Here is a 25,402-nt window from a genome sequence, read left to right on the forward strand (position 1 = left end):
AATCAGGCAATTGAATTTGTTAGTTCATATCAAAATAACTATGGGAAAGATGACTTTTATTATCTTTCACAATCGGATTGTTTATTTATGAATGGCAATTATGAAGAAGTTATTACTTTATTAGATCCAGTTAAAGAAGAATTAAATAACGTGTTCGTTTATGAACGTCTTAGCGATGCCTGTGTTTATTTATCTCGTTACCAGGATGCTCTCAATTATTTAGACTATGTGGATTTTACTCAACCTGATTCTAATTTAGATCGAATGATACAGATAAAAGGATATTGTCATTTAAAATTAGATGAATATAAACAAGCAATCGATGCCTTTGAAGATTATTTAATGGAACATGACGATAAAAAAATCTATTTTCAATGTGCTTATTGTTTTAAACAGTTATCATTATTTGATGATGCTTATGATTATTTTATTCGTGCATTAGATGATGACAATTTATTTAGTATTGCTTATGAAATATCTGAATTTGATTCATTAGCTTACATTGACCGATTCATGACAGAATTTGATTTGATGGAACATAAAAATTATTTTTATTATCTCCACTTTGAATATTTTAATGATAGAACATCTGCCATTCATTATTTAACTTTGTTTATTGAGCAACAAGATTCACAAGATTCTTTTTTACAAAATAAGTTGATTGGTTTAAACAGAGGTTACAAATCATGAAAAAAAGTAGTTCATGGATTCTTTTTTTGTTGTTTGTATTCTTTATTTGGATGTTTGCTGCGCTTTACATTAATAATCCGTATATATTGCCAAGTCCAATTAATGTTTTAAAAGAATTTTTTCTATTATTTCAACAAAAAACATTTTACATATCAACGTTTTATTCTCTTATTCGTGTACTAATAAGTTTGTTTATTTCGTTTTTATTCGGATGTATATGTGCCTTTGCATCAATACGTTTTCCATCAATTGCAGACATTTTATCAAAGTTTACTTTAATTATTCGTAGTTTACCCAATGTTACGATTATTATTTTGTTGTTGTTTTGGGTTTCACGGGAAGTTTCTGTATTTTTAGTATCATTCTTGTTGTTGTTTCCTATTGTATTTGAAAATATGTATCACGCATTACTTGATATACAACAAACCTGGCATGATGTTTTATTTATATATCATAAGCCATTTATTTATTTAGTAAAAAAAGTTTATTTACCATTACTTAAACCGAGCATCTATTCGTCTTTACTTTCGTGTAGTTCACTTGGGTTTAAAGTAGGAATAATGGCTGAAATTTTATCTTCTGTTCAAATTGGATTAGGAAGACAAATTCAATTTTATCGTGTTAATTTTGAATTAAATAAAGTGATGGCTTATACACTATGGATTTTAATTATTGTTTTTATTTTTGATTTTATATTAAAAAAAGTGTTAAACAAATTGTTTGTTGAATAGTATTTCATTGTAATTTTATTTAAAATTCGATAAACTAGACAAGAGGTGAAATTATGGCATTTGAATCGTTAAGTGATCGCTTATCAAAAGCGTTTAAAAATATATCTGGACAAGGTAAATTAACAGAAAAAAATATGAATGACATGCTGAAAGAAGTTCGTATGTCATTATTAGAAGCGGATGTTAATTATACAGTTGTTAAGAATTTTATTGAAAATGTAAAAGAAAAAGCCATGGGTCAGGAAGTTATGGATTCTTTGAATCCTGGACAAATGGTTGTTAAAGTTGTACGTGATGAACTTCAAGAATTATTAGGACAAGAAGACGCTCATATTAATTTTAAGAAGACTGGTATTACAACTGTTATGATGGTTGGTTTACAAGGTACTGGTAAAACAACTGCATCAGCAAAAATTGCAAAATATTGCAAAGAAAAATTAGCAAAACGTGTTTTATTGGTTGCTTGTGACGTTATTCGTCCTGCTGCTATTGAACAATTAAAAACATTAGGACATGATATTGACATTGAAGTTTTTAGCTTAGGAACGGAAGTCAGCGCTTTAGAAACAGCTAAAAAGGCAATGGCATATGCTAGAGATCGCCAAAAAGATTTAGTGATTTTTGATACAGCTGGTCGTTTACATATTGATGAAGACTTGATGAATGAATTGAAAGACATGAAGTCATATGTTCAACCAGATGATATCTTATTAACAGTTGATGCAATGACAGGGCAAGATATTGTTACGGTCGCAAAAGAATTTAATGAAAAATTATCTATTACTGGCTTAATCGTTACTAAGATGGATGGAGATGCTCGTGGTGGTGGTCTTTTATCCGTACGTTCTATCACAAATGTTCCGGTTTTATTCGTATCTAACGGTGAAAAAGTTGATGATTTAGAAGCGTTCCACCCTGATCGAATGGCTAATCGTATTTTAGGAATGGGTGATGTTATTTCACTCGTTGAACAAGCTGAAGATAAGTTGGACATGGAAGTTCAAAAGAAAACAGCTCGTAATTTGATGGAAGGTAAATTTGATTTTAATGATTTACTTAGCCAATACGATGAAATTGGAAAAATGGGATCTATGCAAAAAATGTTAAATATGATTCCAGGTCTTGGGAAAATGGCTCGTAATGTTGATGATGAAGTCATGAACCAAAATTTAAGAAAATCACGTGCTATTATTCAATCTATGACTCCATATGAAAGAGAAAACCCTAGTTGCTTAAAGGCAAGTCGTAAAAATCGTATTGCTAAAGGTGCGGGTGTAAAAGTTATGGATGTTAATAAGTTAATTGGACAATTGGAACAAATGCAAACAATGTCTAAATTAATGAAAAATGGTATGCCAAACATGAATGCATTACAAAATATGCAACGTGGTGGTGGAATGCAAGGAATGAGTAAACATTCTGGAAGCAAGAAACAGAAAAAATCAAAGAAAAAGAAAAAGAAATAAAAAGATTTTCGGATTTTCAGGTCTGAAAATCTTTTTTTGAAGGAGAGCAATATGACTCGATTAGAACAACAACTTTCTTTTATATTAGAGATGGATAAAGAAAAAACAATTAGGCGTCAAACACGATGTACGGATGGACATATGGAAAATGATGCGGAACATGCATGGCATATTGCTTTGGCTTGTCTTGTTTTAAGTGAATATGCCAATGAAAAAATAGATGTATCTAAAACAATCGCAATGTTATTAATCCATGATGTTGTAGAAATAGAAGCTGGGGATACATATGCATATGATGAACAAAATCAAAAAACTGCACATGAGCGTGAATACAAAGCTTGTGAGCATTTATTTTCTCTATTGCCAGAAGATCAAATGCTGTTTTTTAAAAATTTATGGTTAGAATTTGAAAAGAATGAGACTGATGAAGCTAAGTTTGCTCATGCTATGGATAATTTATTGCCAATATTGTTAAATGATTATGATGATGGACACATGTGGAAAAAGAATGATGTTCCTTTATCAAAAATATTAAAACGACAAGAAAAAACAAAAATGGGCTCTACTGTCTTATACGAATATGTTTTATCTTTACTAAAAAAGAACATAGAAAAAAATAATATAAAAGAGGATTGTGAAATACATGATTAAGTTAATAAATGTTTCTAAAAAATATGGTGATAAAATCATTTTTGATCATTTAAACTATGAATTTATTGATCATAAACGGTATGTTGTTGAGGGAAATAGTGGTATTGGAAAAACAACTTTATTGAAAGTTATTGCTGGTCTTGAATCTATTGATGATGGATGCATTGAAAAAAATCAATGTCGTTTATCTTATGTATTTCAACAAGATTATTTATTTGACCATTTAAGTGCCTATGACAATATTTTAATTGGAATCAATGAAAAGATTTCGGATGAAGAATTGGAAAAGCGTATGAATGAATTATGCGAAGATGTGTGTTGTACAGATTTTTTACATCAAAGAGCTAAAACTTTATCTGGAGGTCAAAGACAAAGAATTGCTTTAGTCCGTGCTTTAATTCAATTACCTGATGTTATTTTAATGGATGAGCCATTAAGTCATTTAGACACGAATTTAAAAAAGAAAATGATGGATGTCATCATTTTCTTACAAGAAAAATATCAATTTACACTAATCTATGTAACCCATGATCCTCAAGAAGCTGAGAAAATAGGACAGGAATTTCTATATCTTTAATCCTCTTCATTGAGGATTTTTTTAACGCCGTTGTATATTCCATGTTCATAAGTAGAAGTTGTCACAAATGTCGCAAAACTTTGAACATATTCATTAGCACTTCCCATGGCAACGGAGATATCTGCTTTTTTAAGCATGCCAATGTCGTTTGTACTATCCCCAAAACAAATGGCATCTTTCCAAGTTAAGTTTTCTCTTTCAAGAATCATTTCAATTCCATGCGATTTGTCAGTCGTTTTATTGAAGATATCAAAACAGAAACCATCTGTTTTTACATTGATTAAATCTGAGCGTAAGTCAGGATGTTGTTTCATGAATTCATCAATCGCATGTTTATCTTTTGTTAGGACGACAGCGTCGTAGGCGTTATGGCGTTTATGAAAAGTCTGGCTTTCATCATAAAATAATGAATCAAGTACGTTGCAGTATTTACAGAAATAATACATTGGATAAAAATTGTTATAAATATAGGACGCATCTCCAAAATGAAACAATAAGCCAAATTCGTTTTCTTTACAAAGAGAAACAAGATCATTGACAGATTGCTTAGCAATAGGGAATGATGCTATTTCATTTAATTCGGAGTCTAAGATATATCCACCATTGATTAATACATAATAATCAAAAGTGACTTTTTCTAAAATGAGTTTCATTTGATTTAATGGACGTCCAGTAGCTGCACAGACAATAAATCCTTTGTCTTTAAGCATTTGGATGGCTTCTAAACTGGAGTCTAAAATAATATCGTTTTCGGTTTGGTATAGGGTACCGTCCATATCAAAAAATATAATTTTATGTTTCATGATCATTTAGTCCTTTCTTCTGTATTATACTTTATTTTATTACAGGTATAAAGAAAAAATATTGTAAAAAAGATTGACAACAATTTATAAAAAGTGTAGATTATTAGTGCATGCGAAAAAAGGTTCGATTTAGAACCTATTATTTATCGGATGAAAAGACACACCCGGAAGTGTGTGTTAAGAAATTTTGAAAGGAGGGTTCTTATGCCTACAATCAACCAATTGATTCGTAAGGGTCGTAAGGCCGGTCAAAACGTATCAAAGTCACCTGCTTTGAATCGTGGTTACAACTCATTAAAGTCTAAACCAACAAACTTATCTTCACCTCAAAAGCGTGGAGTTTGTACTCGTGTTGGAACAATGACACCTAAGAAACCAAACTCAGCGCTTCGTAAATATGCGCGTGTTCGTTTAAGTAATGGTATGGAAGTTACAGCTTACATTCCAGGAATCGGACACAACTTACAAGAACACTCAGTTGTTCTAATTCGTGGTGGACGTGTTAAAGACTTACCAGGGGTTCGTTACCATATCGTACGTGGTACACTTGACTGTGCTGGTGTAAATGACCGTAAACAATCTCGTTCTTTATATGGAACTAAAAAACCTAAAAAATAGATCAATCGTGAAAGGAGGAAATTAAATGCCTAGAAAAGGACACATTGCCAAACGTGATGTATTAGTCGATCCTATGTATAACTCTAAATTGGTTACTCGTTTAATCAACAAAATCATGATTGATGGTAAAAAAGGGGTTGCACAGACTATTTTATACAATGCGTTTGATATCGTAGAAGTTAAAACTGGAAAACCAGCCATGGAGGTATTTGAACAAGCATTAGAAAATGTTATGCCTCAATTGGAATTAAAAGTAAGACGTGTAGGTGGTGCTAACTACCAAGTACCAGTTGAAGTTAGTGATGAACGTCGTTTAACTTTAGGGTTACGTTGGATCGTTAACTATGCACGTTTAAGAAATGAAAAAACTATGGAACAAAGATTAGCTGCTGAAATCATCGATGCTTCAAATGGTACAGGAGCTAGTGTTAAAAAACGTGACGACACTCACAGAATGGCTGAAGCAAATAAAGCATTTGCTCACTATCGCTGGTAGGAAGGGAGATTTGTTGTATGCCTAGAGAATATAGCTTAAAAAATACTCGTAATATTGGTATCATGGCTCACATCGATGCTGGTAAAACTACAACAACAGAACGTATCCTTTATTACTCAGGTGTTAACCACAAAATTGGTGAAACACATGATGGTGCTAGTACAATGGACTGGATGGCACAAGAACAAGAACGTGGTATCACAATCACTTCAGCTGCCACTACTTGCCATTGGAAAAAATTAGATGGTACTGGTGATGAATGCCGTATCAATATCATCGATACACCAGGTCACGTAGACTTCACAGTAGAAGTTGAACGTTCTTTACGTGTATTAGATGGTGCCGTAACTGTATTAGATGCTAAAGCTGGTGTTGAACCTCAAACAGAAACTGTTTGGCGTCAAGCAACAACTTATGGAGTTCCTCGTATCGTATTCGTAAACAAAATGGATGCTACAGGGGCTGACTTCATTATGTCATGTAATACAATTATCGATCGTTTAGGAGCAAAATCTTGCCCTATTCAATTACCTATTGGAGCAGAATCAGATTTCGAAGCTATCATTGATATCATCGAAAGAAAAACATACTACTTCAGTGGAGATTATGGACGTAATATTACTACGGGACCTGTTCCAGAAGATATGAATGATCTTGTGGAAGAATACCGTATGAAATTATTAGAATACTTAGCAGATTATGATGAAGATTTCATGATGATGGTACTTGAAGGTGAAGAACCATCAATCGAAGAAATTAAACGTGTATTACGTATTGCTGTATGTACAGGTGATTTCTTCCCAGTATTATGTGGATCTGCATACAAAAACAAAGGTGTTCAATTAGTATTGGATGCAGTTGTTGATTACTTACCATCACCATTAGATGTACCTTCAATTAAGGGAACTCTTCCTGATGGAGAAGAAGTAGCTAGACATCCAAGTGATGAAGAACCTTTCTCTGCTTTAGCATTCAAAATTATGACTGACCCATTTGTTGGTAAGTTATCATTCTTCCGTGTTTATTCAGGAACTGCTGAATCAGGAAGCTATGTATTAAACTCAACAAAGAATAAGAGAGAACGTTTCGGGCGTATCGTTCAAATGCACGCTAACGCTCGTAAAGAAATTGATAAAGTATATGCCGGAGACATCGCTGCTGCTGTTGGATTGAAAAATACAACTACAGGAGATACATTATGTGCTGAAGATGCTCCAATTATTCTTGAATCAATGGAATTCCCTGAACCAGTTATTGAATTGTCTTTGGAACCTAAAACAAAAGCTGACCAAGACAAAATGGGATTGGCTCTTGCTAAATTAGCTGAAGAAGACCCTACTTTCAAAACATATACAAATGAAGAAACTGGACAAACAATCATTGCCGGTGTAGGTGAATTACACTTAGACATCATCGTAGACCGTTTACGTCGTGAATTTAAAGTTGAAGCCAATGTTGGTCAACCACAAGTTGCTTACCGTGAAACAATCCGTCAAGCTGCTGAATGTGAAGGTAAATACGTTCGTCAATCAGGTGGTCGTGGACAATATGGTCACGTTTGGATCAAATTTGAACCAAATGAAGGTAAAGGATTTGAATTCGTTGATGCAATCGTTGGTGGATCTGTTCCTCGTGAATACATTAAACCAACTGCTGAAGGTTTAGAAGATGCATTAGAAAATGGTATGCTTGCTGGATATCCAGTTATCGACATCAAAGCTACTTTATTTGATGGATCTTATCATGATGTCGATTCAAGTGAAATGGCTTACAAAATTGCTGCTAGTTTCGCATTACGTGAAGCTGCTAAAAAATGTAAACCAGTTATCTTAGAACCAATCATGTTAGTAGAAGTTACAGCACCAAGTGAATACTTAGGATCTGTAATGGGTGACGTTTCAAGCCGTCGTGGTCAAATTACTGATCAAGAAGAACGTGGAAATGCAATTATTGTACGTGCAATGATTCCATTATCAGAAATGTTTGGATACGTTACTGACTTAAGAAGTTTCACTCAAGGTCGTGGAACTTACTCAATGAAATTTGATCACTATGCAGAAGTACCTAAGAGCATAGCTGAAAAAATCATTAAAGAAAATTCTAAAGAAAACTAGTTGAAAAAGACAGCGGATTAAATTAAAATGAATCTGTATGTAAGAATCAAATTTTAGGAGGAAAATTTAAAATGGCTAAAGAAAAATTTGACAGAAGTAAAGTCCATGTTAATATTGGAACTATCGGTCACGTTGACCACGGTAAAACAACTTTAACTGCAGCTATTACTAACGTATTAGCTAAAAAAGGTATGGCTCAAGCTCAAGCTTACGACCAAATCGATGGTGCTCCAGAAGAAAAAGAACGTGGAATCACAATCAACACTGCACACGTTGAATACCAAACAGAAAAACGTCACTACGCTCACGTAGACTGTCCAGGTCACGCTGACTACATCAAAAACATGATCACTGGTGCAGCTCAAATGGACGGAGCAATCTTAGTAGTTGCTGCTTCAGATGGTCCTATGCCACAAACTCGTGAACACATCTTATTAGCTCGTCAAGTAGGTGTTAAATCAATCGTTGTATTCTTAAACAAATGTGACATGGTTGATGATGAAGAATTAGTTGACTTAGTAGAAATGGAAGTTCGTGAATTATTAAATGAATACGGATTCCCAGGTGATGATACTCCAATCATCCGTGGATCAGCTTTAAAAGCATTAGAAGGTGACCCTAAATATGTTGGTGCTATCGAAGAATTAATGGATGCTGTTGATTCTTGGATTCCAGATCCAGAACGTGATGTTGACAAACCATTCTTAATGGCTGTTGAAGACGTTATGACAATTTCTGGACGTGGTACAGTAGCTACAGGACGTGTTGAACGTGGTGAAGCTCACTTAAACGACGAAGTTGAAATCGTTGGTATCAAAGATACTCGTAAAACTGTATTAACAGGATTAGAAATGTTCCACAAACAATTAGACGTAGCTCAAGCTGGAGATAACATCGGTGCTTTATTACGTGGTGTTGCTCGTAACGAAATCGTACGTGGACAAGTATTAGCTAAACCTGGTTCAGTTACTCCACACACAAAATTCAAAGGACAAGTTTACGTATTAACTAAAGAAGAAGGTGGACGTCATACACCATTCGCTTCTAACTACCGTCCTCAATTCTATTTCCGTACAACTGACGTAACTGGTGTTATTACTTTACCAGAAGGAACTGATATCGTAATGCCTGGTGACAACGTAGAAATCAACGTTGAATTAATTGCTCCAATCGCATTGGAAAACGGAACTAAGTTCTCTATCCGTGAAGGTGGACACACAGTTGGTTCAGGAACTGTAACTGAAATCGTAGGATAATTTAAACTTAATCTACAATATAAACTGCTCTATGAGCAGTTTTTTTTATTTGTTATAGATATTTTCACATTTTTTCTATATAATGAAAAACATATGAAAATAATAATGTAAATGTTTTCAGAGGTGTAGTATGGAACTCGAAAAATATAAAATATTACTTAAAACCATTGAAAATGGAAGCTTAAGTGCAACAGCTAATCAATTTGGATATTCAATTTCCGGTATTAGCCGTATCATTTCTAGTATCGAAAAAGAATTAGGTGTTTCATTATTGGAAAGAACAAAAGAAGGTGTTGTTCCAAGTTATGAATGCAAGCAATTAATTCAGGATATTAAAGAATTTGTGAGAGTAGGCGATAATATTATGTCAAAAGCATCACAACAAGAAAATATTCCGGTAAAAATTCGAATAGGAGTTGCGCATTTAAGAATTTATTCATGGCTTACTCAATCTTTAATGGTTTATAAATCTATGCATGAAAATATAGATGTGGATTTAATATATGGAACAAGTAGTAAGTTAGCTAAAATGGTTGAAAATAAAGAATTACATTTTGCGATAATATCAAAACGTGATGGCTCTTTTTTATGGGAAGAATTATGGCAAGATGAGGCTGTTGCTTGGGTGCCTGCACAAAGTCCATTAGCTAAAATGAATTCGATTCCGTTATCTGTGTTTGCTTCTGAAAGTTGTGTTTTTCCTTTCTTTAATGAAGAAACAGATTATAGTCGTATTTTTAAAAATTATGACATTGAACCCAATATTCAAATCATGACATCCGATGAATATGCAACGTATTCTGTTGTTGAATCGGGTTTAGGAATTACAATCAATTTAAAAACATCTTCATTATTAGGAAATGATTCATTAGTAGTTAAGTCATTGGATCCTTCTGTTCGTATTCCAATTGGTATTTCTTATCGAAAAGATCTATCAGATGTGGCGTTAAAGTTTATGAATGATTTTGCAAATAGGTGCAAAGAATTTGAATAAAGTATGTATTTTTTATACATGCTTTTTTATTTTGTTCACATATGATAAATATTTGACTATTATGCAACAACTAATTGACAAAAACGCAAATTTATGTGATTATTATCGTCGTGAGAAAGGAGAATATATAATGGATAATTCTCAAAAGAAAATTAAATGGTACGTCCTTTCATTTATGTGTTTCTCAACTCTTTGGGGTTTTGGTAACGTAGTAAATGGGTTCGTATACTTCAATGGTATTCAAGTTATTTTCTCATGGATCTTAATGTTTGCATTATATTTTGTACCATATGCTTTAATGGTTGGAGAAATGGGTTCAGCATTTAAAGATTCAGGTGGAGGAGTTACTTCTTGGGTAGCCGAAACAGCTGGTAAGAAAGTTGCTTATTATGCTGGATGGACTTATTTTGCAGTACATATTACTTATATCGCAAGTAAAAGTACAGGTGGTTTAAAAGCGTTAAGTTGGATGATTTTCCAAAACGCAGAAACTTATTCTTCATTCCCAGTTAAAGGAATTCAAATTGTAACATTCATTTGTTTATTGTTCTTCTGCTGGGTAGCAAGCCGTGGTTTAAACCCATTAAAGAAATTAGCTACAATCGCTGGTTCAAGTATGTTTGTTATGAGTATCTTATTCATCGTAATGATGTTTGCTGCTCCAGTAATTAATCCAAATGCTGGTTTCGTTTCAATGGAAATCACTAAAGAAGCTTTAATTCCACAATTTAACACAAATTACTTTACATCATTATCAATTTTAGTATTTGCTGTTGGTGGATGTGAAAAAATCTCTCCATATGTAAATAAAGTTGAAAATGCTTCTAAAGGATTCCCTAAAGGAATGATCTTAGTAGCTATCATGGTTATGGTTTGTGCTATTTTAGGAACAATTGCTATGGGTATGATGTATGATCCAGCTATTATCAATGAATCAGCTGAATCATTCAACTTATATGTATCAAATGGTGCATACTGGGCATTCCAAAAAGTTGGTGAATACTACCATGTAGGAAACTTCTTCGTAGTAGTTTATGCTGCTTGTAATGCTATCGGTCAATTCTCTACATTAGTAGTAAGTATCGATGCTCCATTACGTATGTTATTAGATGATCAAAACATCAACTGCTATCTTCCAAAAGCTTTATTAAAACAAAACGACAAAGGTGCTTATGTAAATGGTATTAAAATGGTTGCTGTATTATCAGGAGCAATTATCTTAATTCAAATGTTAGTACCTGGAGGAGATGCTGTTATCGCTCAATTAAATAAATTGAACTCAGTATGTATGCCTCTTCGTTATTTATGGGTATTCTTTGCTTACTTGATGTTACGTAAGGCATCAGAAAAATTCCCACGTGATTATAAATTTGTTAAATCAAATAAAATCGCATTATTCTTTGGTGGATGGTGCTTCTTCGTTACAGCTGCATGTTGTATCTTAGGTATGTATTCTGATGATGTATTCACAATGTTATTAAACGTTGTAACACCAATCGCATTAACATTATTAGGATTAATCTTACCTGAAATCCGTAAAGTACAAGATAAAAAAGAATTAGAAGCAAGTAAATAATTAAAGTAAAGAAACCAGTCACTGGTTTCTTTATTATTATGTGGTAATTTTTTTTGACAATACTATAATATTGATGAATAGAAAGGAAAATTGGTATAAACGATTTTATATCAAAAAGATTAATTATGAATACTATTGAAATTTCAAATGAATTATTTAGTTTTATCCAAAACAGTCCAAGTATGTTTCACACTGTATCAACAGTGAGTGAATATTTACAAGAAGCAGGTTTTACTTATTTACCTGAAGGAAAACAATGGAATATCAATAAAGGTGGTTGTTACTATACAACAAGAAATCATTCGAGTGTTATTGCTTTTAAAATTGGTGATACATTAGATGATTATCATTTCCAATTAGCTGCTTCACACGGAGATTCTCCTACATATAAAATTAAAAGTGTACCTGAATTAGAAGGACCAAATGAATATTTAAGATTAGATGTTGAAGCTTATGGAGGAATGATTGATTCAACTTGGTTTGATCGTCCTTTAACAGTTGCTGGTCGTGTCCTTGTTCAAAATGGAAACAAAGTAGAAAATCGATTATTATATATTGATAAAGATATTTTAATGATTCCTAATGTTGCCATTCACTTTAATAGAGAAATCAATAATGGATATAGCTACAATCGTCAAATTGATTTATGTCCTATGTTCTCATGTGGAGAATTGAAAAAAGGTGATTTTGACAAAATGGTTGCCGAAGAATTGGGTGTAGAAGTTAGTCAAATTTTAGGAAAAGATTTATTCTTAGTAAATCGTTGTCAACCAGTGATTTGGGGATATAAAGATGAATTTATTTCAACTCCAAAACTAGATGATTTACAATGCGCATTTACTTCTTTAAAAGCATTTATTAATGCGAATAATGAACATGCAATTAATGTTTATTGTTGCTTCGATAATGAAGAAGTTGGTTCAAATACAAAACAAGGTGCAATGTCTACTTTCTTATATGATGTATTACGTCGTATTCATACTGGATTAAATAAAACAGAAGATGAATTCTATCAAGCTATTGCGAAATCATTCTTAGTAAGTTGTGACAATGCACATGCTTTACATCCAAATCATCCTGAAAAGAGTGATGCCGTTAATCGTAACTATATGAATAAAGGAATCGTTATTAAAGAAAGTGCCAACCAAAAATATACAACTGATGCATTCAGCCGTGCTGTATTTACAGCTATTTGTAATAAAGCTAATGTTCCAGTTCAATATTTTGCGAATCGTTCAGACATGGTAGGAGGATCTACTTTAGGTAACTTATCAAATACGCAAGTAAGTATGCATGCCGTTGATATTGGTCTTCCACAATTGGCAATGCACTCTTCTTATGAAACAGCTGGTATCAAAGATACAGTTTATGCAATTGAAGCATTAGAAACATTCTTTAATTGTAATGTTGAAATTGAAGAAGCAGAAGGGTTTACTTTAAATGACTGATTTATCAAAGTATTCTTTTGTTTCAACGAGTCTAAAACCAGTCGAAGGTCATGATCATGATATTAAACAGGTTATGGATGCTTTGGATAAAAAAGAATGGCCTAAAATCCGTAAATACTTTTTATCATGTTATTATTTGACACATGCTGATGAGTTAAATGTAGATCGTGATATTTCAAAGGAATTACGTAGTTGGGAAAAAACAAGTTCTTATAAGAAGTATAAAGATCAATTGAAAAAAGATGATTATGATAAAATGAATATCGCATCTATCCTAAGTGCTTTTTCTTTTGCGATTGCTTTAATGTTTGTGAAGAATTTACTTACTCAAACATTTGTTGTGAACTTCATTATTGATGCGGTAATTGGTGTATTCTGTATTGTTACATTACTTCGTAATTATATTATACGTTATCGTATTTATCGTCTATACACTGATGATAATTGGTTTTTAACAATGGATTTAACATCAGCTATTTTCTGTGTTTTATTGAAGGTTATATTGCCTGGATTTGTCGATATTTCAATGATTATTATGATTGTAAACTACTTTGTAACGGTCAGAAAACAGTTCAAAAAACTTTTAGAAAATTACTAAAAAAAGGGGTTGCATACCCCTTTTCTTTATGTTAAAATACATGGGCATTGCGAGGAAACGCGAGGTTGCTGACCCACTGAAATACGTTGTCATGGGTGGCGTCAGGTAATTCGCGTAGAGCATGTTTATCTAGAATAAACGAAAGGAGTTACACATGGCAAAAAACACTATGAGAATTCGCTTAAAAGCGTATGAGCACCGCATCTTAGATGATAGTGCTAAAAAAATTGTCGAAGCTGCGACAAAACACGGAGCTAAGAAAGTAGTTGGACCAGTTCCTCTACCAACAGAAAAACAAGTTGTTACAATTTTGAGAGCTGTTCACAAAGATAAAGATTCACGTGAACAATTCGAAATTCGTACACATAAACGTTTAATTGAGATTGTAGCACCAACTAAGGAAACAATCGATTCTTTACAAAGACTTGAACTTCCAAGTGGTGTAGATATCGAAATTAAACTTTAATGGAGGTGTCTAAAGATGAAAGGACTATTAGGAAGAAAATTAGGAATGACACAAGTCTTCACTGAAGATGGTGTATTAATTCCTGTAACTGTAATTGAAGCAACTCCAAATGTTGTTTTACAAAAGAAAACAACTGAAACAGATGGATATGAAGCAATTCAGTTAGGATTTGAAGAAATCAAAGAAAAACGTACAACTAAAGCAAACATCGGACACTGTAAAAAAGCTAATACAAGTCCAAAACGCTTTATTAAAGAAGTTCGTAACTGTGAATTAGATGTTAACGTAGGTGACTTAGTTGCTGTTGACATTTTCGAATCAGGTGAACAAGTTGACGTAATTGGAACAAGCAAAGGTAAAGGTTACAACGGTACAATCGTTCGTAACAATGCTCACCAAGGACCTAAATCACACGGTGGTTCTAAAAACATTCGTCACATTGGTTCATTAGCTACAAACGGTATTACTTCACGTCAAGGACGTATTATGAAGGGAACTATCATGGCTGGTCAAGAAGGTGGTTATACAACAACTAACCAAAACTTAACAGTTATCAAAGTTGATAGAGAAAATAACTACATTTTAGTAAAAGGAAATGTTCCTGGACCTAAAAAAGGATGTGTTATGATCCGTACAGCTAAAACATCAAAAGGAAATAAAGCACCTGTTACTTTAGTAGATTACAGTGCTAGCAAGGAGGTTCAAGAATAATGGCAATGATCGACGTTATTAACCAATCAGGGCAAGTTGTAAGTTCAATCGAATTGAACGATGCAGTATTTGGTATTGAACCAAACCAACAAGCTTTATATGATGCATTAAAAATGCAAATGGCAGGTAGACGTCAAGGAACAAGCGCTACAAAAGGACGTAGCGAAGTTTCTGGTGGTGGACGTAAACCATACCGTCAAAAAGGAACTGGACGTGCTCGTCAAGGTTCTACTCGTGCCGCTCAATTCGTAGGTGGTGGTACAGTATTCGGAGCAACTCAACGCGATTACTCTTACCGTATTAATAAGAAAGTTCGTCGTTTAGCTTTAAGATCTGCTTTAAGCGAAAAAGTTGCTGAAACTTCATTCAGTGTATTAGATAAATTCGAAATCGCTGAACCAAAAACAAAAACATTTGCTTCAATCTTAGCTGCAATTAAAGCTCCAAAGAAAACTTTATTTGTAGTTGGTGAAGAAGAAGATGCTGTAAACGCAATCTTATCTGGACGTAATATTCCAGGTGTTGGATTTGCAACAAGCAAAAGCATCAATGTATATGATTTAGTAAATGCTAATCAAATCGTTATGACTGTTGCTGCTATCAAAGAAGTAGAGGAGGCTTTAGCATAATGAAAGACTATAGAGACGTAATTATCCGCCCAATCATTACTGAAAAAAGTATGAAGGCAATGGCTGAAGACAACAAATACACTTTCGAGGTAGCAAAAGGAACTAACAAAATTGAAATCCGTCAAGCTGTTGAAGCTATCTGGAATGTAAAAGTTGAAAAAGTAAATACATCAAACAGTAAACAAAGAACAAGAAGAGTTGGACGTTACATGGGTAAAGTTCCTGCTGTTCACAAAGCTGTTGTTAAATTAAAAGAAGGATATTCAATCGATATTTTCGGATCTGAAGAATAATCCAATCAGGGAGAAGACGCTATTTCCTGAATAAATATTGCGTATAGAAGGAGATATAAAAGTTTATGCCTATTCAAAAGTATAAGCCAACGACACCTGGTCGTCGTGGAATGAGCACTTTGACTAATGAAGAAATTACTGCTTCAAAGCCAGAGAAAAGCTTATTAGCACCTTTAAAATCAAAGGGTGGTCGTAATAACACAGGACGTATTACTACACGTCATCAAGGAGCTGGACACAAGAGAGCTTACCGTATCATCGATTTCAAACGTAACAAAGATGGTGTTCCTGGTAAAGTTGCTACAATCGAATACGATCCAAACCGTTCAGCAAATATCGCATTAATCAACTATGTTGATGGTGAAAAACGTTATATCATTGCTCCAAAAGATTTAAAAGTTGGAAGCAAAATCATTTCTGGTGTTGAAACAGATATCAAAATTGGTAACTGCTGTGAATTAAGAAATATGCCAGAAGGTACAATCGTACACAACGTTGAATTAAAACCTGGTAAAGGTGGACAAATGGCTCGTTCAGCTGGATGTTCTGCTCAAATCTTAGGTATTGAAGAAAAATATGTAACTCTTCGTTTACAATCTGGAGAAGTTCGTAAAGTATTAGGAAATTGTCGTGCAACTGTTGGTGTAGTTGGAAATGAAGACTACAACTTAGTTAATATTGGTAAAGCTGGTCGTACTCGTCATATGGGTATTCGTCCAACTGTTCGTGGATCTGTAATGAACCCTAACGATCACCCACATGGTGGTGGTGAAGGTCGTTCACCTATCGGTCGTAAATCTCCAATGACTCCTTGGGGTAAAAAAGCATTGGGTGTTAAGACTCGCGATAGCAAGAAAGCTAGCAACAAGTTAATTGTACGCCGTCGTAATGGTAAATAGTAAGGAGGTAAAATTGAAATGAGTCGTAGTTTGAAAAAAGGACCTTTTGTGGATGAACACTTAATGAAAAAGGTTGAAGCTTTAAATGAAGCTGGAAAAAAAGAAGTAATTAAGACTTGGAGCCGTCGTTCAACAATTTTCCCTCAATTTGTAGAACATACATTTGCTGTTTACAATGGAAAAGAACACGTTCCTGTATACGTAACTGAAGATATGGTTGGACATAAATTAGGTGAATTTGTTCCAACTCGTAAATATACTGGTCACGCAAGTGATGACAAGAAAGGTAAACGATAGGAGGATTTGAAAATGGAAGTTAAAGCTACTGCAAAAACACTACGTATTCAACCTCGTAAAGCTAGACTTGTCTTAGACTTAATTCGTGGAAAAGACGTAGAAGAAGCCGCTGCAATTTGTAAATTTACTCCAAATAAAGGTGGAGAAATGGTTGGTAAAGTATTAAAAAGTGCTGTTGCCAACGCCGTTAATAACAATGATTTAGATGAATCTAAATTATATGTTAAAGCTTGCTGGGCTGACGAAGGAATCACATTAAAAAGATACATGCCTCGTGCTAAAGGAAGCGCAAGCCCAATTAACAAACGTACAAGCCACATTACTGTTGTTGTGGCAGAAAGAGACTAGGAGGTAAGCTATGGGACAAAAAGTATCGCCTATCGGAATGCGTGTCGGAGTGATTCGTGATTGGGAATCAAGATGGTACGCAAACGACAATGAATTCGGATCAACTTTAATGGAAGACGTTAAAATCCGTGAATTCATCGAAAAATACTATAACGATTTAGCTAATGCTGCCGTTGACAAACGTAAAGCTAATCCTCAAATTTCTCGTATTGAAATTGAACGTTCAAAAAATCGTTTAACAGTAATCATTCGTACTGCTCATCCTGGTGTCGTAATTGGACAAGATGGAAAATCAATCGAAGGATTAAAGAAAAAATTAGAAAAATTAACTAACGCTAAAAACATTCAAGTTAATGTTGTAGAAATCGCTAATCCAAACTTAGATGCTCGTTTAGTAGCTCGTTGGATTGCCGATGAATTAGAAGGACGTAAATCTTTCCGTGCTACTCAAAAGAAAGCTATTCAAAACACTATGCGTGCTGGAGCAAAAGGAATCAAAACTGCTGTTTCTGGTCGTTTAGGTGGAGCTGACATGGCACGTACTGAAGGATATTCAGAAGGTGTAGTTCCTCTACATACATTACGTAGTGATATCGACTATGCAGTTGAAGAAGCTAGAACAACTTATGGTCAATTCGGTGTTAAAGTTTGGATCTGCCGTGGAGAAGTTCTTCCTGGTGAAATGGTTAAAGAACCTGAAGCTCCAAAACAAAGACCAGCACGTAAAGGAAAAGGACGTCGTAACTTCAATAAAGACGGACGTCAAAACAACCGTGCTCCTAAAGCTGCAGCTGCTAAAGCAAATGCAGAAGGAAACAAAGGAGGTAACGAATAATGTTAATGCCTAAACGTACAAAGTATAGACGACCTCATCGCTTAAGCTACGAAGGACGTAGTAAAGCAGGACGTACTATTGACTTTGGTGAATATGGTTTAGTTGCTGAAAGTGGTGCTTATGTCAGCAACCGTCAAATCGAAGCTGCTCGTATCGCCATGACACGTTATATGAAACGTGGAGGTAAAGTATGGATTCGTATTTTCCCTCATATGGCAAGAACTAAAAAACCTCTAGAAGTTCGTATGGGTTCTGGTAAAGGTGCTCCAGAAGGATGGGTAGCTGTTGTTCAACCAGGACGTGTTATGTTCGAAATCGGTGGAGTTAGTGAAGAAGTTGCACGTGAAGCACTTCGTTTAGCTTCTCACAAATTACCAGTAAAAACTCGTTTTGCTAGAAAAGGAGAAGTAGAATAATGACAATTAAAGAAATTCGTGAAAAATCAAATGAAGAATTATTAACTACGATCGATGCTTTAAAAGATGAATTATTTAATCTTCGTTTCCAACAAGCTACTGGTGACTTGGAAAATACAGCACGTATCAAAACAGTTAAAAAAGAAATTGCTCGTATTAAGACAGTTTTAACAGAGCGTGAAAGCGCAAATAAGGAATAGGGAGGACCATTCGATGGAAAGAAATGCTCGTAAAGTATACCGTGGTACAGTTGTTTCAGATAAAATGGACAAAACTATTACGGTAGTTGTAGAAACAAAGAAAACACATCCATTGTATGGAAAACGTGTAAAATATTCTAAAAAATTCAAAGCACATGATGAAAACAATGAAGCTCATGTTGGAGATACAGTAGTAATTATGGAAACTCGTCCATTATCTGCTACAAAACGTTTCCGCTTAGTTGAAATTGCTGAAAAAGCACGTGCTTAATACAGGGGGGCGAAACAATGATTCAAAATGAAAGTAGATTACGTGTCGCTGATAACACTGGAGCTAAAGAAGTTTTAGTTATCCGTTGTTTAGGTGGATCCGTAAGAAAAACAGCAAATATTGGTGACATCGTTGTATGCAGTGTTAAACAAGCTACTCCTGGTGGAACTGTAAAAAAAGGTGATGTTGTAAAAGCTGTTATCGTACGTACAAGACGTGGGGTAAGACGTGAAAATGGATCTTATATCCGTTTTGATGACAACGCATGTGTAATTATTAAAGATGATAAAACGCCAAAAGGAACTCGTATTTTCGGTCCAGTTGCTCGTGAATTACGTGACAGAGACTTCATGAAAATCGTTTCATTGGCTCCAGAAGTACTATAGGAGGTGTCCAACGTGAGAATTAAAAAAGGTGATCAAGTTAAAGTTATTACTGGTGCTTACAAGGGCACAATCGGAAAAGTAACTGCTGCATTCCCAAAAGAAGATAAGGTAATTGTTGAAGGTGTTAACATGGTTAAAAAACATTTAAAACCAACTCAACAAAATCCAGATGGTGGAATCGTAGAAAAAGAAGCAAAAATCCATGTTTCTAATGTAATGCTTTATGATGAAAAATCAAAAGAAGCTTCTCGTGTTCGTACAGAAGTTAAAGATGGTAAAAAAGTACGCGTCTATGTTAAGAGCGGTAAAGAAGTTAAATAAGGAGGGTGCATAGATGAATCGTTTACAAGAAAGATATACAAACGTTGTTGTCCCTCAACTTATGAAAGAATTCAACTACACTTCAGTTATGGAAGTTCCAAAAATTGAAAAAGTTGTTGTAAACATCGGTGTAGGTGACGCAATTACTAACTCTAAATTATTAGATGAAGCAGTTGAAGAATTAACTGCAATTACTGGTCAAGCTCCAGTTGTAACAAAAGCTAAAAAATCAATCGCTAACTTCAAATTACGTGAAGGTATGCCTATTGGATGTAAAGTTACATTACGTAGACAACAAATGTATGAATTCTTAGATAAATTATTCAACATTTCATTGCCACGTGTTCGTGACTTCCGTGGTGTAAGCGACACAAGTTTCGATGGTCGTGGAAACTACACTTTAGGTATTAAAGAACAAATCATTTTCCCAGAAATCGATTTCGATAAAGTAGATCGTACTCGTGGAATGGATATTGTAATCGTAACAACTGCAAAAACTAACGAAGAGGCACGTGCTTTATTACAAGCAATGGGTATGCCTTTCAAGAAATAGGAGGATATCATGGCAAAGAAATCAATGATTAATAAACAGCAACGTCCTCAAAAATATAAAGTTCGTGAGTATACTCGTTGTGAACGTTGTGGTCGTCCACATTCAGTTTTAAGAAAATACAAAATCTGTCGTATTTGCTTCAGAGAATTGGCTTACAAAGGTCAAATTCCTGGAGTTAAAAAGGCAAGTTGGTAAGAAGGAGGCATATTAATATGATTATGACTGATCCAATTGCGGATATGTTAACTAGAATCCGTAACGCATTACAACAAAAACATGAAACAGTTAGTATGCCATCATCTAATGAAAAGAAAGCAATCGCTAAAATCTTAAAAGATGAAGGTTATATTACTGACTATGCTGTAGAAGCAGACGGTGTTAAAAAGACACTTACAATTACTTTAAAATATGTAAATAACGAAAAAGCCATTAAAGGTTTACGTCGTATTTCTAAACCAGGATTACGTGTTTATTCAACTGTAGAAAATCTACCACGCGTAATTAGTGGATTAGGAATTGCCATCATTTCTACATCAAACGGAATGATGACTGATAAAGAAGCAAGAAAAGCCCACTTAGGTGGAGAAGTAATTGCTTACGTTTGGTAATAAATAAATAGGAGGAAATAAGAATGTCACGTATCGGGAATAAACTGATTACCATTCCTGCAGGAGTTACTGTTGAAGTAGCTGCTGGGAATGAGGTGACTGTTAAAGGACCTAAAGGTTCTTTAACTCGTACGTTTTCTGAATTAATGGAAATTAATGTTGAAGAAAATGTTGTCACAGTTAAACGTCCAAATGATCAAAAAGTAACTAAACAATTACACGGAACAACTCGTGCTTTATTACACAACATGGTAGTTGGTGTATCAGAAGGTTACAAAAAAGAATTGAAATTAGTCGGAATCGGATTCCGTACAGCTGTTAAAGGAAATACATTATCTTTAACTGTTGGATATTCTCACCAAGTTGATATGCAAATCCCTGAAGGATTAGAAGTTACTTGTTTAGATGCAGCTGGGAAAACATCTCCAACTGATATCCAAATTAAAGGAATTGACAAACAATTAGTTGGTCAATTTGCTGCTGAAGTAAGAGCTGTACGTAAACCAGAACCATATAAAGGTAAAGGTATTCGTTATAAAGATGAAGCTGTTCGTCGTAAAGAAGGTAAGACAGCTGGTAAGAAATAGTGGGAAAGGAGATTTTAAATTATGATTAATAAAGTATCACGTAATGAAACTAGAGTACGTCGTCACGCACGTGTTCGTAATAAAATTAGTGGAACTCCTGAATGCCCACGTTTGAATGTATTCAGAAGTAATTCTCATATTCATGTACAAATCATTGATGATGTTAATGGTGTTACATTAGCAAGTGCATCAAGTGTTGATATGAAATTAGAAAATGGTGGAAACGTTGAAGCCGCTCGTTTAGTTGGTGCTGAAATCGCTAAACGTGCTCAAGAAAAGGGTATTAAAAAAGTAGTATTCGATCGTGGTGGATATGTATACACTGGTCGTGTTCAAGCATTAGCCGATGCAGCTCGTGAAGCTGGATTAGAATTTTAGGAGGTCGCACAATGGCATTAGATAGAAAACCAAGAAAAGACCAAAAAGAATATGAAGATCAAGTAATCGCGATCAATCGTGTTACTAAAGTAGTAAAAGGTGGTCGTCGTTTCCGTTTCGCTGCATTAGTAGTAGTTGGAGATCGTAACGGTCATGTTGGAATTGGAACAGGAAAAGCTAACGAAGTTCCTGATGCAATTCGTAAAGCTAAAGATGATGCTATGAAAAACATCATTGAAGTACCAGTAATCAATGATACTATTCCTCATGAAATCAACGGTGTTTACGGAGCTGGTCAAGTATTCATGCGTCCTGCTGCTGAAGGTACTGGGGTTATCGCTGGTGGTGCTGCTCGTGCAGTATTAGAATTAGCTGGTATCAAAGATATCCTTACAAAATGTATCGGATCTCGTACAAAAATCAACGTTGTACGTGCAACATTTGAAGGTTTACGCAGCTTAAGAACTGTTGAACAAGTTGCAGAAATCCGTGGAAAGAAACCAGAAGAAATTCGCGGTTAATAGGGAGGTAACAATATGAAATTACATACAATGAGTTCTACTGCACCTCGTCAAGAACGTAACCGTGTTGGACGTGGTCCAGGTAGTGGAAATGGAAAAACTTCAGGACGTGGACATAAAGGTCAAAACGCAAGAAGTGGTGGAGGAGTTCGCTTAGGATTTGAAGGTGGACAAACACCATTAGCTAGACGTTTACCAAAACGTGGTTTCACAAACTTCAATCGCAAAGAATATGCAATTGTTAATGTTGAAACTTTAAATCGCTTCGAAGATGGAACTGTAGTTAATGCAGCTTTATTACTTGAAATGGGTGTCATCAAAAAAGAATTAAGTGGCTTAAAAGTTCTTGGAAATGGTGAGTTAACTAAGAATTTAACTGTTCAAGCAGCTAAGTTCTCTGCATCAGCAAAAGAAGCAATCGAAAAAGCAGGCGGAAAAGCTGAGGTTATTTAATGAATTCAAAAGTAAAGGCAAATGGAGTAAAGGCAAACAGCTTAGGGTTCTTCGGAACTATTAAAGCAATGTTCACCAATAAAGAAATTCGTAACAGAATCTTATTTACTCTGTTCGCCTTTCTTGTGTATCGTTTGGGATGTGCTATTACAGTTCCAAATGTAAATACATCTGACTTAGTTGCAGGAATGCAAGATAACTCTTTCTTCGCTATGATCAACCTATTGGGTGGTGGTGGATTGGAACAATTTTCCGTCTTCGCGTTGGGTGTCACTCCCTATATTACTGCATCTATCATCATTCAATTACTAAGTATGGATGTAATTCCTCATTTGACTGAATTAAGCAAATCAGGAGCGTCTGGTCGTAAAACATTGGACAAATATACTCGCTATTTAGCAGTTGTATTTGGATTTGTTCAATCTTTCTCATTAGTATATGGGTTATCTAAGTCATATACAGGATTATTAGTTGGTGGATCAAGTATTGCTACGATTTTATATATCGCAACAATCTTTACTGCCGGTACTATGTTCCTTGTATGGATTGGAGATCAGATTTCTATGAAAGGAATTGGAAATGGTATTTCAATGATCATCATGGCTGGAATTGTTGGACGTTTACCTCAACAATTCAGTACAGCATATTCTTCATTGGTATCTGGTTCTTCTGCTCCAGATAATGGTATTTTATTATTTGTTTTATATATCATTATCTATTTATTAATCATTATCTTTGTAACTTTGATTAATACAGCTGAACGTCGTATTCCAATTCAACAAACATCAAGTTCATTAGAAATTATTAAAAATAAAAATGATGATTACCTACCTTTAAAAGTCAATTCAGCAAGTGTTATTCCAGTCATTTTTGCTAGTTCATTAATGATGGCTCCACTTCAAATTGCTAGTTTCTTTGACACAAATGATTTCATTCGTGCCATGAATAACTGGTTAGGATTAAAGACATGGTATTCATTAGTTATCTATGTTTTATTGATTATCTTCTTTACTTTCTTCTATACAAAGATGCAAATTAATCCAGAAGAATTCAGTAAAAACTTAGCAAAATCTGGACAATACATTCCAGGTGTTCGTCCAGGAAGAGAAACACAAGACTATGTAAATAAAGTATTATCTAGAATCACAGTATTTGGTGCTCTTGCCTTAGCATTAATTGCGGTTTTACCTCATTTAATGACTGTTATTTGGCCAGAAATCTCATCTACAATGGCTTTAGGTGGTACGGGAATGATCATCGTTGTTGGTGTTGCTCTTGAAACAATTAAACAAGTACAAGGTTTGATTACTCAAAAATCTTATAAAGATTACTACTAAATCTTAGGAGAATTTAAATATGAATATCTTTATTATGGGTGCTCCTGGTTCAGGAAAAGGAACTTTTTCTAGTCGAATTAAAGAAGAATTTAATTTAAATCACATTTCGACTGGAGATATCTTCAGAGAAAATATTTCAAAAGGAACAGAATTAGGATTACAAGCAAAAGCTTATTCTGAAAAAGGTTTATTAGTTCCTGATGAAATCACTAATAAAATGGTGAAAGACTATTTGGCTACACTTGAAGATAAGAAAAACGGATATTTATTAGATGGATATCCAAGAACTTTAGATCAAGCAAAGGCTTTTGAAGAAATGACTGCTGGAACTGATTTAGCAGTTGAAAAAATTGTTGTAATGGATGTACCATTCGATGAATTAACACGTCGTATTACAGGGCGTAGAACTTGTAAAAACTGTGGTGCTATTTATAACATCTATTCAAAACCACCTATGGTTGAAGAAACATGTGATGTATGTCACACACCTCTTTCACAAAGAAAAGATGACAATGCAGAAAGCTTAAAAGTAAGATTAGATGAATATTCTAAGAATACTGAACCTGTAATTGCTTATTACGAAGAAAAAGGGATGGTTTCTAAAGTTGATGCTTCTAAGCCAATTGAAGAAATTTGGCCTGTATTAAAAGAAATCTTGAAAAAATAAAGAATTGCGCTTATAATAAAATAAGCGCAATTTGTTTGCGTGATTAAATAGCATTACGATTCCATTAAAATCCGCATAACGAACTATGCGCATTTTAGTGGGGAAATACGTGATTAGAAAGGTATAAACATGAAAGTAAGACCATCTGTAAAGCCAATTTGCGACAAATGCAGAGTAATTAAAAGAAAAGGTCGCGTAATGGTTATTT

Annotated in this window: 37 protein-coding genes; 36 read left to right on the plus strand and 1 reads right to left on the minus strand. The window is 34.3% G+C overall.

Annotated elements, in window-relative coordinates; translation table 11 throughout:
- The 5 genes from ACI313_RS07745 to ACI313_RS07765 form a co-directional block, all read left to right on the plus strand.
- Nucleotides 1-690, plus strand: a 690-nt coding sequence (locus ACI313_RS07745; RefSeq protein WP_439755692.1) for a tetratricopeptide repeat protein, incomplete at its 5' end; no start/stop codon positions are given.
- Entirely contained in the window at nucleotides 687-1,421 is a 735-nt protein-coding gene (locus ACI313_RS07750) for an ABC transporter permease (protein ID WP_439755693.1), read from the plus strand. The genes ACI313_RS07745 and ACI313_RS07750, both read left to right, overlap by 4 nt.
- 53 nt (nucleotides 1,422-1,474) lie before the next feature.
- Nucleotides 1,475-2,887 (plus strand): signal recognition particle protein, encoded by a 1,413-nt coding sequence (gene ffh / locus ACI313_RS07755; RefSeq protein WP_320609075.1) that lies wholly within the window; start codon nucleotides 1,475-1,477, stop codon nucleotides 2,885-2,887.
- A 51-nt stretch (nucleotides 2,888-2,938) separates the two neighbouring features.
- Nucleotides 2,939-3,538, plus strand: coding sequence for an HD domain-containing protein (locus ACI313_RS07760; protein WP_320609074.1), 600 nt, complete (start codon nucleotides 2,939-2,941; stop codon nucleotides 3,536-3,538).
- Nucleotides 3,531-4,115 carry an ATP-binding cassette domain-containing protein gene (locus ACI313_RS07765; RefSeq protein ID WP_320609073.1) on the plus strand — a complete coding sequence of 195 codons (585 nt, stop codon included), beginning with the start codon at nucleotides 3,531-3,533 and terminating at the stop codon, nucleotides 4,113-4,115. The genes ACI313_RS07760 and ACI313_RS07765 overlap by 8 nt, the downstream gene beginning before the upstream one ends.
- Here ACI313_RS07765 and ACI313_RS07770 read toward each other — a convergent pair.
- Nucleotides 4,112-4,918 (minus strand): HAD family hydrolase, encoded by an 807-nt coding sequence (locus ACI313_RS07770; RefSeq protein ID WP_320609072.1) that lies wholly within the window; start codon nucleotides 4,916-4,918, stop codon nucleotides 4,112-4,114. The two genes, ACI313_RS07765 and ACI313_RS07770, sit on opposite strands and share 4 nt — an antisense overlap.
- A gap of 204 nt (nucleotides 4,919-5,122) precedes the next feature.
- On the opposite strand from ACI313_RS07770, the gene rpsL reads away from it, so the two are divergent.
- The 31 genes from rpsL to rpmJ form a co-directional block, all read left to right on the plus strand.
- Complete coding sequence (gene rpsL / locus ACI313_RS07775; protein WP_320609071.1) at nucleotides 5,123-5,536, plus strand: 30S ribosomal protein S12; 414 nt, start codon at nucleotides 5,123-5,125, stop codon at nucleotides 5,534-5,536.
- A 25-nt stretch (nucleotides 5,537-5,561) separates the two neighbouring features.
- Nucleotides 5,562-6,032, plus strand: coding sequence for a 30S ribosomal protein S7 (gene rpsG / locus ACI313_RS07780; RefSeq protein ID WP_320609070.1), 471 nt, complete (start codon nucleotides 5,562-5,564; stop codon nucleotides 6,030-6,032).
- A 17-nt stretch (nucleotides 6,033-6,049) separates the two neighbouring features.
- Nucleotides 6,050-8,146 (plus strand): elongation factor G, encoded by a 2,097-nt coding sequence (gene fusA / locus ACI313_RS07785; RefSeq protein WP_320609069.1) that lies wholly within the window; start codon nucleotides 6,050-6,052, stop codon nucleotides 8,144-8,146.
- A 71-nt stretch (nucleotides 8,147-8,217) separates the two neighbouring features.
- Nucleotides 8,218-9,402 (plus strand): elongation factor Tu, encoded by a 1,185-nt coding sequence (tuf, locus tag ACI313_RS07790; RefSeq protein ID WP_439755694.1) that lies wholly within the window; start codon nucleotides 8,218-8,220, stop codon nucleotides 9,400-9,402.
- A 130-nt stretch (nucleotides 9,403-9,532) separates the two neighbouring features.
- A complete protein-coding gene (locus tag ACI313_RS07795; protein WP_439755695.1) occupies nucleotides 9,533-10,396 on the plus strand; it encodes a LysR family transcriptional regulator substrate-binding protein in 864 nt (287 codons plus the stop codon).
- A 130-nt stretch (nucleotides 10,397-10,526) separates the two neighbouring features.
- A complete protein-coding gene (locus ACI313_RS07800) occupies nucleotides 10,527-11,972 on the plus strand; it encodes an amino acid permease (RefSeq protein ID WP_439755696.1) in 1,446 nt (481 codons plus the stop codon).
- A gap of 125 nt (nucleotides 11,973-12,097) precedes the next feature.
- Nucleotides 12,098-13,420, plus strand: coding sequence for a M18 family aminopeptidase (locus ACI313_RS07805; RefSeq protein ID WP_439755697.1), 1,323 nt, complete (start codon nucleotides 12,098-12,100; stop codon nucleotides 13,418-13,420).
- Nucleotides 13,413-14,018 carry a hypothetical protein gene (locus tag ACI313_RS07810; protein WP_439755698.1) on the plus strand — a complete coding sequence of 202 codons (606 nt, stop codon included), beginning with the start codon at nucleotides 13,413-13,415 and terminating at the stop codon, nucleotides 14,016-14,018. Before ACI313_RS07805 ends, ACI313_RS07810 begins: the two co-directional genes overlap by 8 nt.
- Before the next feature lie 154 nt (nucleotides 14,019-14,172).
- On the plus strand, nucleotides 14,173-14,484 hold the full coding sequence (rpsJ, locus tag ACI313_RS07815; protein ID WP_439752056.1) for a 30S ribosomal protein S10: 312 nt from the start codon (nucleotides 14,173-14,175) through the stop codon (nucleotides 14,482-14,484).
- 15 nt (nucleotides 14,485-14,499) lie between these two features.
- On the plus strand, nucleotides 14,500-15,195 hold the full coding sequence (gene rplC, locus ACI313_RS07820; RefSeq protein ID WP_439755699.1) for a 50S ribosomal protein L3: 696 nt from the start codon (nucleotides 14,500-14,502) through the stop codon (nucleotides 15,193-15,195).
- Complete coding sequence (gene rplD, locus ACI313_RS07825; protein WP_439755700.1) at nucleotides 15,195-15,824, plus strand: 50S ribosomal protein L4; 630 nt, start codon at nucleotides 15,195-15,197, stop codon at nucleotides 15,822-15,824. Before rplC ends, rplD begins: the two co-directional genes overlap by 1 nt.
- A complete protein-coding gene (rplW, locus tag ACI313_RS07830; protein ID WP_439755701.1) occupies nucleotides 15,824-16,117 on the plus strand; it encodes a 50S ribosomal protein L23 in 294 nt (97 codons plus the stop codon). The genes rplD and rplW overlap by 1 nt, the downstream gene beginning before the upstream one ends.
- Before the next feature lie 65 nt (nucleotides 16,118-16,182).
- Nucleotides 16,183-17,016, plus strand: a complete 834-nt coding sequence (gene rplB / locus ACI313_RS07835; protein ID WP_439755702.1) for a 50S ribosomal protein L2 — start codon at nucleotides 16,183-16,185, stop codon at nucleotides 17,014-17,016.
- Nucleotides 17,017-17,034: 18 nt separating this feature from the next.
- Complete coding sequence (gene rpsS / locus ACI313_RS07840; protein ID WP_439755703.1) at nucleotides 17,035-17,313, plus strand: 30S ribosomal protein S19; 279 nt, start codon at nucleotides 17,035-17,037, stop codon at nucleotides 17,311-17,313.
- Nucleotides 17,314-17,325: 12 nt separating this feature from the next.
- Nucleotides 17,326-17,661, plus strand: a complete 336-nt coding sequence (gene rplV, locus ACI313_RS07845; RefSeq protein WP_439755704.1) for a 50S ribosomal protein L22 — start codon at nucleotides 17,326-17,328, stop codon at nucleotides 17,659-17,661.
- Between the two features lie 10 nt (nucleotides 17,662-17,671).
- Nucleotides 17,672-18,496: a 30S ribosomal protein S3 gene (gene rpsC / locus ACI313_RS07850; protein WP_439755705.1), complete on the plus strand. Its 825-nt coding sequence runs from the start codon at nucleotides 17,672-17,674 to the stop codon at nucleotides 18,494-18,496.
- Nucleotides 18,496-18,912 (plus strand): 50S ribosomal protein L16, encoded by a 417-nt coding sequence (gene rplP, locus ACI313_RS07855; RefSeq protein ID WP_439755706.1) that lies wholly within the window; start codon nucleotides 18,496-18,498, stop codon nucleotides 18,910-18,912. The genes rpsC and rplP overlap by 1 nt, the downstream gene beginning before the upstream one ends.
- Nucleotides 18,912-19,112, plus strand: coding sequence for a 50S ribosomal protein L29 (gene rpmC / locus ACI313_RS07860; protein ID WP_439755707.1), 201 nt, complete (start codon nucleotides 18,912-18,914; stop codon nucleotides 19,110-19,112). Before rplP ends, rpmC begins: the two co-directional genes overlap by 1 nt.
- A gap of 13 nt (nucleotides 19,113-19,125) precedes the next feature.
- The gene (rpsQ, locus tag ACI313_RS07865) at nucleotides 19,126-19,383 is read left to right on the plus strand and encodes a 30S ribosomal protein S17 (RefSeq protein WP_439755708.1); all 258 of its coding nucleotides are present in this window, start codon (nucleotides 19,126-19,128) and stop codon (nucleotides 19,381-19,383) included.
- A gap of 17 nt (nucleotides 19,384-19,400) precedes the next feature.
- Complete coding sequence (gene rplN, locus ACI313_RS07870; protein ID WP_439755709.1) at nucleotides 19,401-19,769, plus strand: 50S ribosomal protein L14; 369 nt, start codon at nucleotides 19,401-19,403, stop codon at nucleotides 19,767-19,769.
- A 12-nt stretch (nucleotides 19,770-19,781) separates the two neighbouring features.
- The gene (rplX, locus tag ACI313_RS07875) at nucleotides 19,782-20,090 is read left to right on the plus strand and encodes a 50S ribosomal protein L24 (RefSeq protein ID WP_439755710.1); all 309 of its coding nucleotides are present in this window, start codon (nucleotides 19,782-19,784) and stop codon (nucleotides 20,088-20,090) included.
- A gap of 13 nt (nucleotides 20,091-20,103) precedes the next feature.
- A complete protein-coding gene (gene rplE, locus ACI313_RS07880; protein WP_439755711.1) occupies nucleotides 20,104-20,643 on the plus strand; it encodes a 50S ribosomal protein L5 in 540 nt (179 codons plus the stop codon).
- Between the two features lie 9 nt (nucleotides 20,644-20,652).
- Nucleotides 20,653-20,838 (plus strand): type Z 30S ribosomal protein S14, encoded by a 186-nt coding sequence (locus ACI313_RS07885; protein WP_154461389.1) that lies wholly within the window; start codon nucleotides 20,653-20,655, stop codon nucleotides 20,836-20,838.
- 17 nt (nucleotides 20,839-20,855) lie between these two features.
- Entirely contained in the window at nucleotides 20,856-21,251 is a 396-nt protein-coding gene (gene rpsH, locus ACI313_RS07890) for a 30S ribosomal protein S8 (RefSeq protein ID WP_439755712.1), read from the plus strand.
- A gap of 23 nt (nucleotides 21,252-21,274) precedes the next feature.
- The gene (gene rplF / locus ACI313_RS07895; RefSeq protein WP_439755713.1) at nucleotides 21,275-21,838 is read left to right on the plus strand and encodes a 50S ribosomal protein L6; all 564 of its coding nucleotides are present in this window, start codon (nucleotides 21,275-21,277) and stop codon (nucleotides 21,836-21,838) included.
- 21 nt (nucleotides 21,839-21,859) lie between these two features.
- On the plus strand, nucleotides 21,860-22,216 hold the full coding sequence (gene rplR, locus ACI313_RS07900) for a 50S ribosomal protein L18 (RefSeq protein ID WP_439755714.1): 357 nt from the start codon (nucleotides 21,860-21,862) through the stop codon (nucleotides 22,214-22,216).
- An 11-nt stretch (nucleotides 22,217-22,227) separates the two neighbouring features.
- Nucleotides 22,228-22,737, plus strand: coding sequence for a 30S ribosomal protein S5 (gene rpsE / locus ACI313_RS07905; protein WP_439755715.1), 510 nt, complete (start codon nucleotides 22,228-22,230; stop codon nucleotides 22,735-22,737).
- Nucleotides 22,738-22,752: 15 nt separating this feature from the next.
- Nucleotides 22,753-23,190 (plus strand): 50S ribosomal protein L15, encoded by a 438-nt coding sequence (gene rplO / locus ACI313_RS07910; protein WP_439755716.1) that lies wholly within the window; start codon nucleotides 22,753-22,755, stop codon nucleotides 23,188-23,190.
- Nucleotides 23,190-24,527, plus strand: a complete 1,338-nt coding sequence (gene secY, locus ACI313_RS07915; RefSeq protein ID WP_439755717.1) for a preprotein translocase subunit SecY — start codon at nucleotides 23,190-23,192, stop codon at nucleotides 24,525-24,527. The genes rplO and secY overlap by 1 nt, the downstream gene beginning before the upstream one ends.
- Nucleotides 24,528-24,546: 19 nt before the next feature.
- A complete protein-coding gene (locus ACI313_RS07920; RefSeq protein ID WP_439755718.1) occupies nucleotides 24,547-25,194 on the plus strand; it encodes an adenylate kinase in 648 nt (215 codons plus the stop codon).
- 129 nt (nucleotides 25,195-25,323) lie between these two features.
- Nucleotides 25,324-25,402, plus strand: a 79-nt coding sequence (gene rpmJ, locus ACI313_RS07925) for a 50S ribosomal protein L36 (protein WP_439755661.1), incomplete at its 3' end; no start/stop codon positions are given.

It is taken from the genome of Floccifex sp. (assembly GCF_051873495.1).
Classification (GTDB): domain Bacteria; phylum Bacillota_I; class Bacilli_A; order Erysipelotrichales; family Erysipelotrichaceae; genus Floccifex.

Bases quoted from the DNA above. Each gene is read 5' to 3' on its own strand.
- ACI313_RS07750 (WP_439755693.1), top strand. From the start codon at position 687: ATGAAAAAAAGTAGTTCATGGATTCTTTTTTTGTTGTTTGTATTCTTT.
- ffh (WP_320609075.1), top strand. From the start codon at position 1,475: ATGGCATTTGAATCGTTAAGTGATCGCTTATCAAAAGCGTTTAAAAAT.
- ACI313_RS07760 (WP_320609074.1), top strand. From the start codon at position 2,939: ATGACTCGATTAGAACAACAACTTTCTTTTATATTAGAGATGGATAAA.
- ACI313_RS07765 (WP_320609073.1), top strand. From the start codon at position 3,531: ATGATTAAGTTAATAAATGTTTCTAAAAAATATGGTGATAAAATCATT.
- ACI313_RS07770 (WP_320609072.1), bottom strand. From the start codon at position 4,918: ATGAAACATAAAATTATATTTTTTGATATGGACGGTACCCTATACCAA.
- rpsL (WP_320609071.1), top strand. From the start codon at position 5,123: ATGCCTACAATCAACCAATTGATTCGTAAGGGTCGTAAGGCCGGTCAA.
- rpsG (WP_320609070.1), top strand. From the start codon at position 5,562: ATGCCTAGAAAAGGACACATTGCCAAACGTGATGTATTAGTCGATCCT.
- fusA (WP_320609069.1), top strand. From the start codon at position 6,050: ATGCCTAGAGAATATAGCTTAAAAAATACTCGTAATATTGGTATCATG.
- tuf (WP_439755694.1), top strand. From the start codon at position 8,218: ATGGCTAAAGAAAAATTTGACAGAAGTAAAGTCCATGTTAATATTGGA.
- ACI313_RS07795 (WP_439755695.1), top strand. From the start codon at position 9,533: ATGGAACTCGAAAAATATAAAATATTACTTAAAACCATTGAAAATGGA.
- ACI313_RS07800 (WP_439755696.1), top strand. From the start codon at position 10,527: ATGGATAATTCTCAAAAGAAAATTAAATGGTACGTCCTTTCATTTATG.
- ACI313_RS07805 (WP_439755697.1), top strand. From the start codon at position 12,098: ATGAATACTATTGAAATTTCAAATGAATTATTTAGTTTTATCCAAAAC.
- ACI313_RS07810 (WP_439755698.1), top strand. From the start codon at position 13,413: ATGACTGATTTATCAAAGTATTCTTTTGTTTCAACGAGTCTAAAACCA.
- rpsJ (WP_439752056.1), top strand. From the start codon at position 14,173: ATGGCAAAAAACACTATGAGAATTCGCTTAAAAGCGTATGAGCACCGC.
- rplC (WP_439755699.1), top strand. From the start codon at position 14,500: ATGAAAGGACTATTAGGAAGAAAATTAGGAATGACACAAGTCTTCACT.
- rplD (WP_439755700.1), top strand. From the start codon at position 15,195: ATGGCAATGATCGACGTTATTAACCAATCAGGGCAAGTTGTAAGTTCA.
- rplW (WP_439755701.1), top strand. From the start codon at position 15,824: ATGAAAGACTATAGAGACGTAATTATCCGCCCAATCATTACTGAAAAA.
- rplB (WP_439755702.1), top strand. From the start codon at position 16,183: ATGCCTATTCAAAAGTATAAGCCAACGACACCTGGTCGTCGTGGAATG.
- rpsS (WP_439755703.1), top strand. From the start codon at position 17,035: ATGAGTCGTAGTTTGAAAAAAGGACCTTTTGTGGATGAACACTTAATG.
- rplV (WP_439755704.1), top strand. From the start codon at position 17,326: ATGGAAGTTAAAGCTACTGCAAAAACACTACGTATTCAACCTCGTAAA.
- rpsC (WP_439755705.1), top strand. From the start codon at position 17,672: ATGGGACAAAAAGTATCGCCTATCGGAATGCGTGTCGGAGTGATTCGT.
- rplP (WP_439755706.1), top strand. From the start codon at position 18,496: ATGTTAATGCCTAAACGTACAAAGTATAGACGACCTCATCGCTTAAGC.
- rpmC (WP_439755707.1), top strand. From the start codon at position 18,912: ATGACAATTAAAGAAATTCGTGAAAAATCAAATGAAGAATTATTAACT.
- rpsQ (WP_439755708.1), top strand. From the start codon at position 19,126: ATGGAAAGAAATGCTCGTAAAGTATACCGTGGTACAGTTGTTTCAGAT.
- rplN (WP_439755709.1), top strand. From the start codon at position 19,401: ATGATTCAAAATGAAAGTAGATTACGTGTCGCTGATAACACTGGAGCT.
- rplE (WP_439755711.1), top strand. From the start codon at position 20,104: ATGAATCGTTTACAAGAAAGATATACAAACGTTGTTGTCCCTCAACTT.
- ACI313_RS07885 (WP_154461389.1), top strand. From the start codon at position 20,653: ATGGCAAAGAAATCAATGATTAATAAACAGCAACGTCCTCAAAAATAT.
- rpsH (WP_439755712.1), top strand. From the start codon at position 20,856: ATGATTATGACTGATCCAATTGCGGATATGTTAACTAGAATCCGTAAC.
- rplF (WP_439755713.1), top strand. From the start codon at position 21,275: ATGTCACGTATCGGGAATAAACTGATTACCATTCCTGCAGGAGTTACT.
- rplR (WP_439755714.1), top strand. From the start codon at position 21,860: ATGATTAATAAAGTATCACGTAATGAAACTAGAGTACGTCGTCACGCA.
- rpsE (WP_439755715.1), top strand. From the start codon at position 22,228: ATGGCATTAGATAGAAAACCAAGAAAAGACCAAAAAGAATATGAAGAT.
- rplO (WP_439755716.1), top strand. From the start codon at position 22,753: ATGAAATTACATACAATGAGTTCTACTGCACCTCGTCAAGAACGTAAC.
- secY (WP_439755717.1), top strand. From the start codon at position 23,190: ATGAATTCAAAAGTAAAGGCAAATGGAGTAAAGGCAAACAGCTTAGGG.
- ACI313_RS07920 (WP_439755718.1), top strand. From the start codon at position 24,547: ATGAATATCTTTATTATGGGTGCTCCTGGTTCAGGAAAAGGAACTTTT.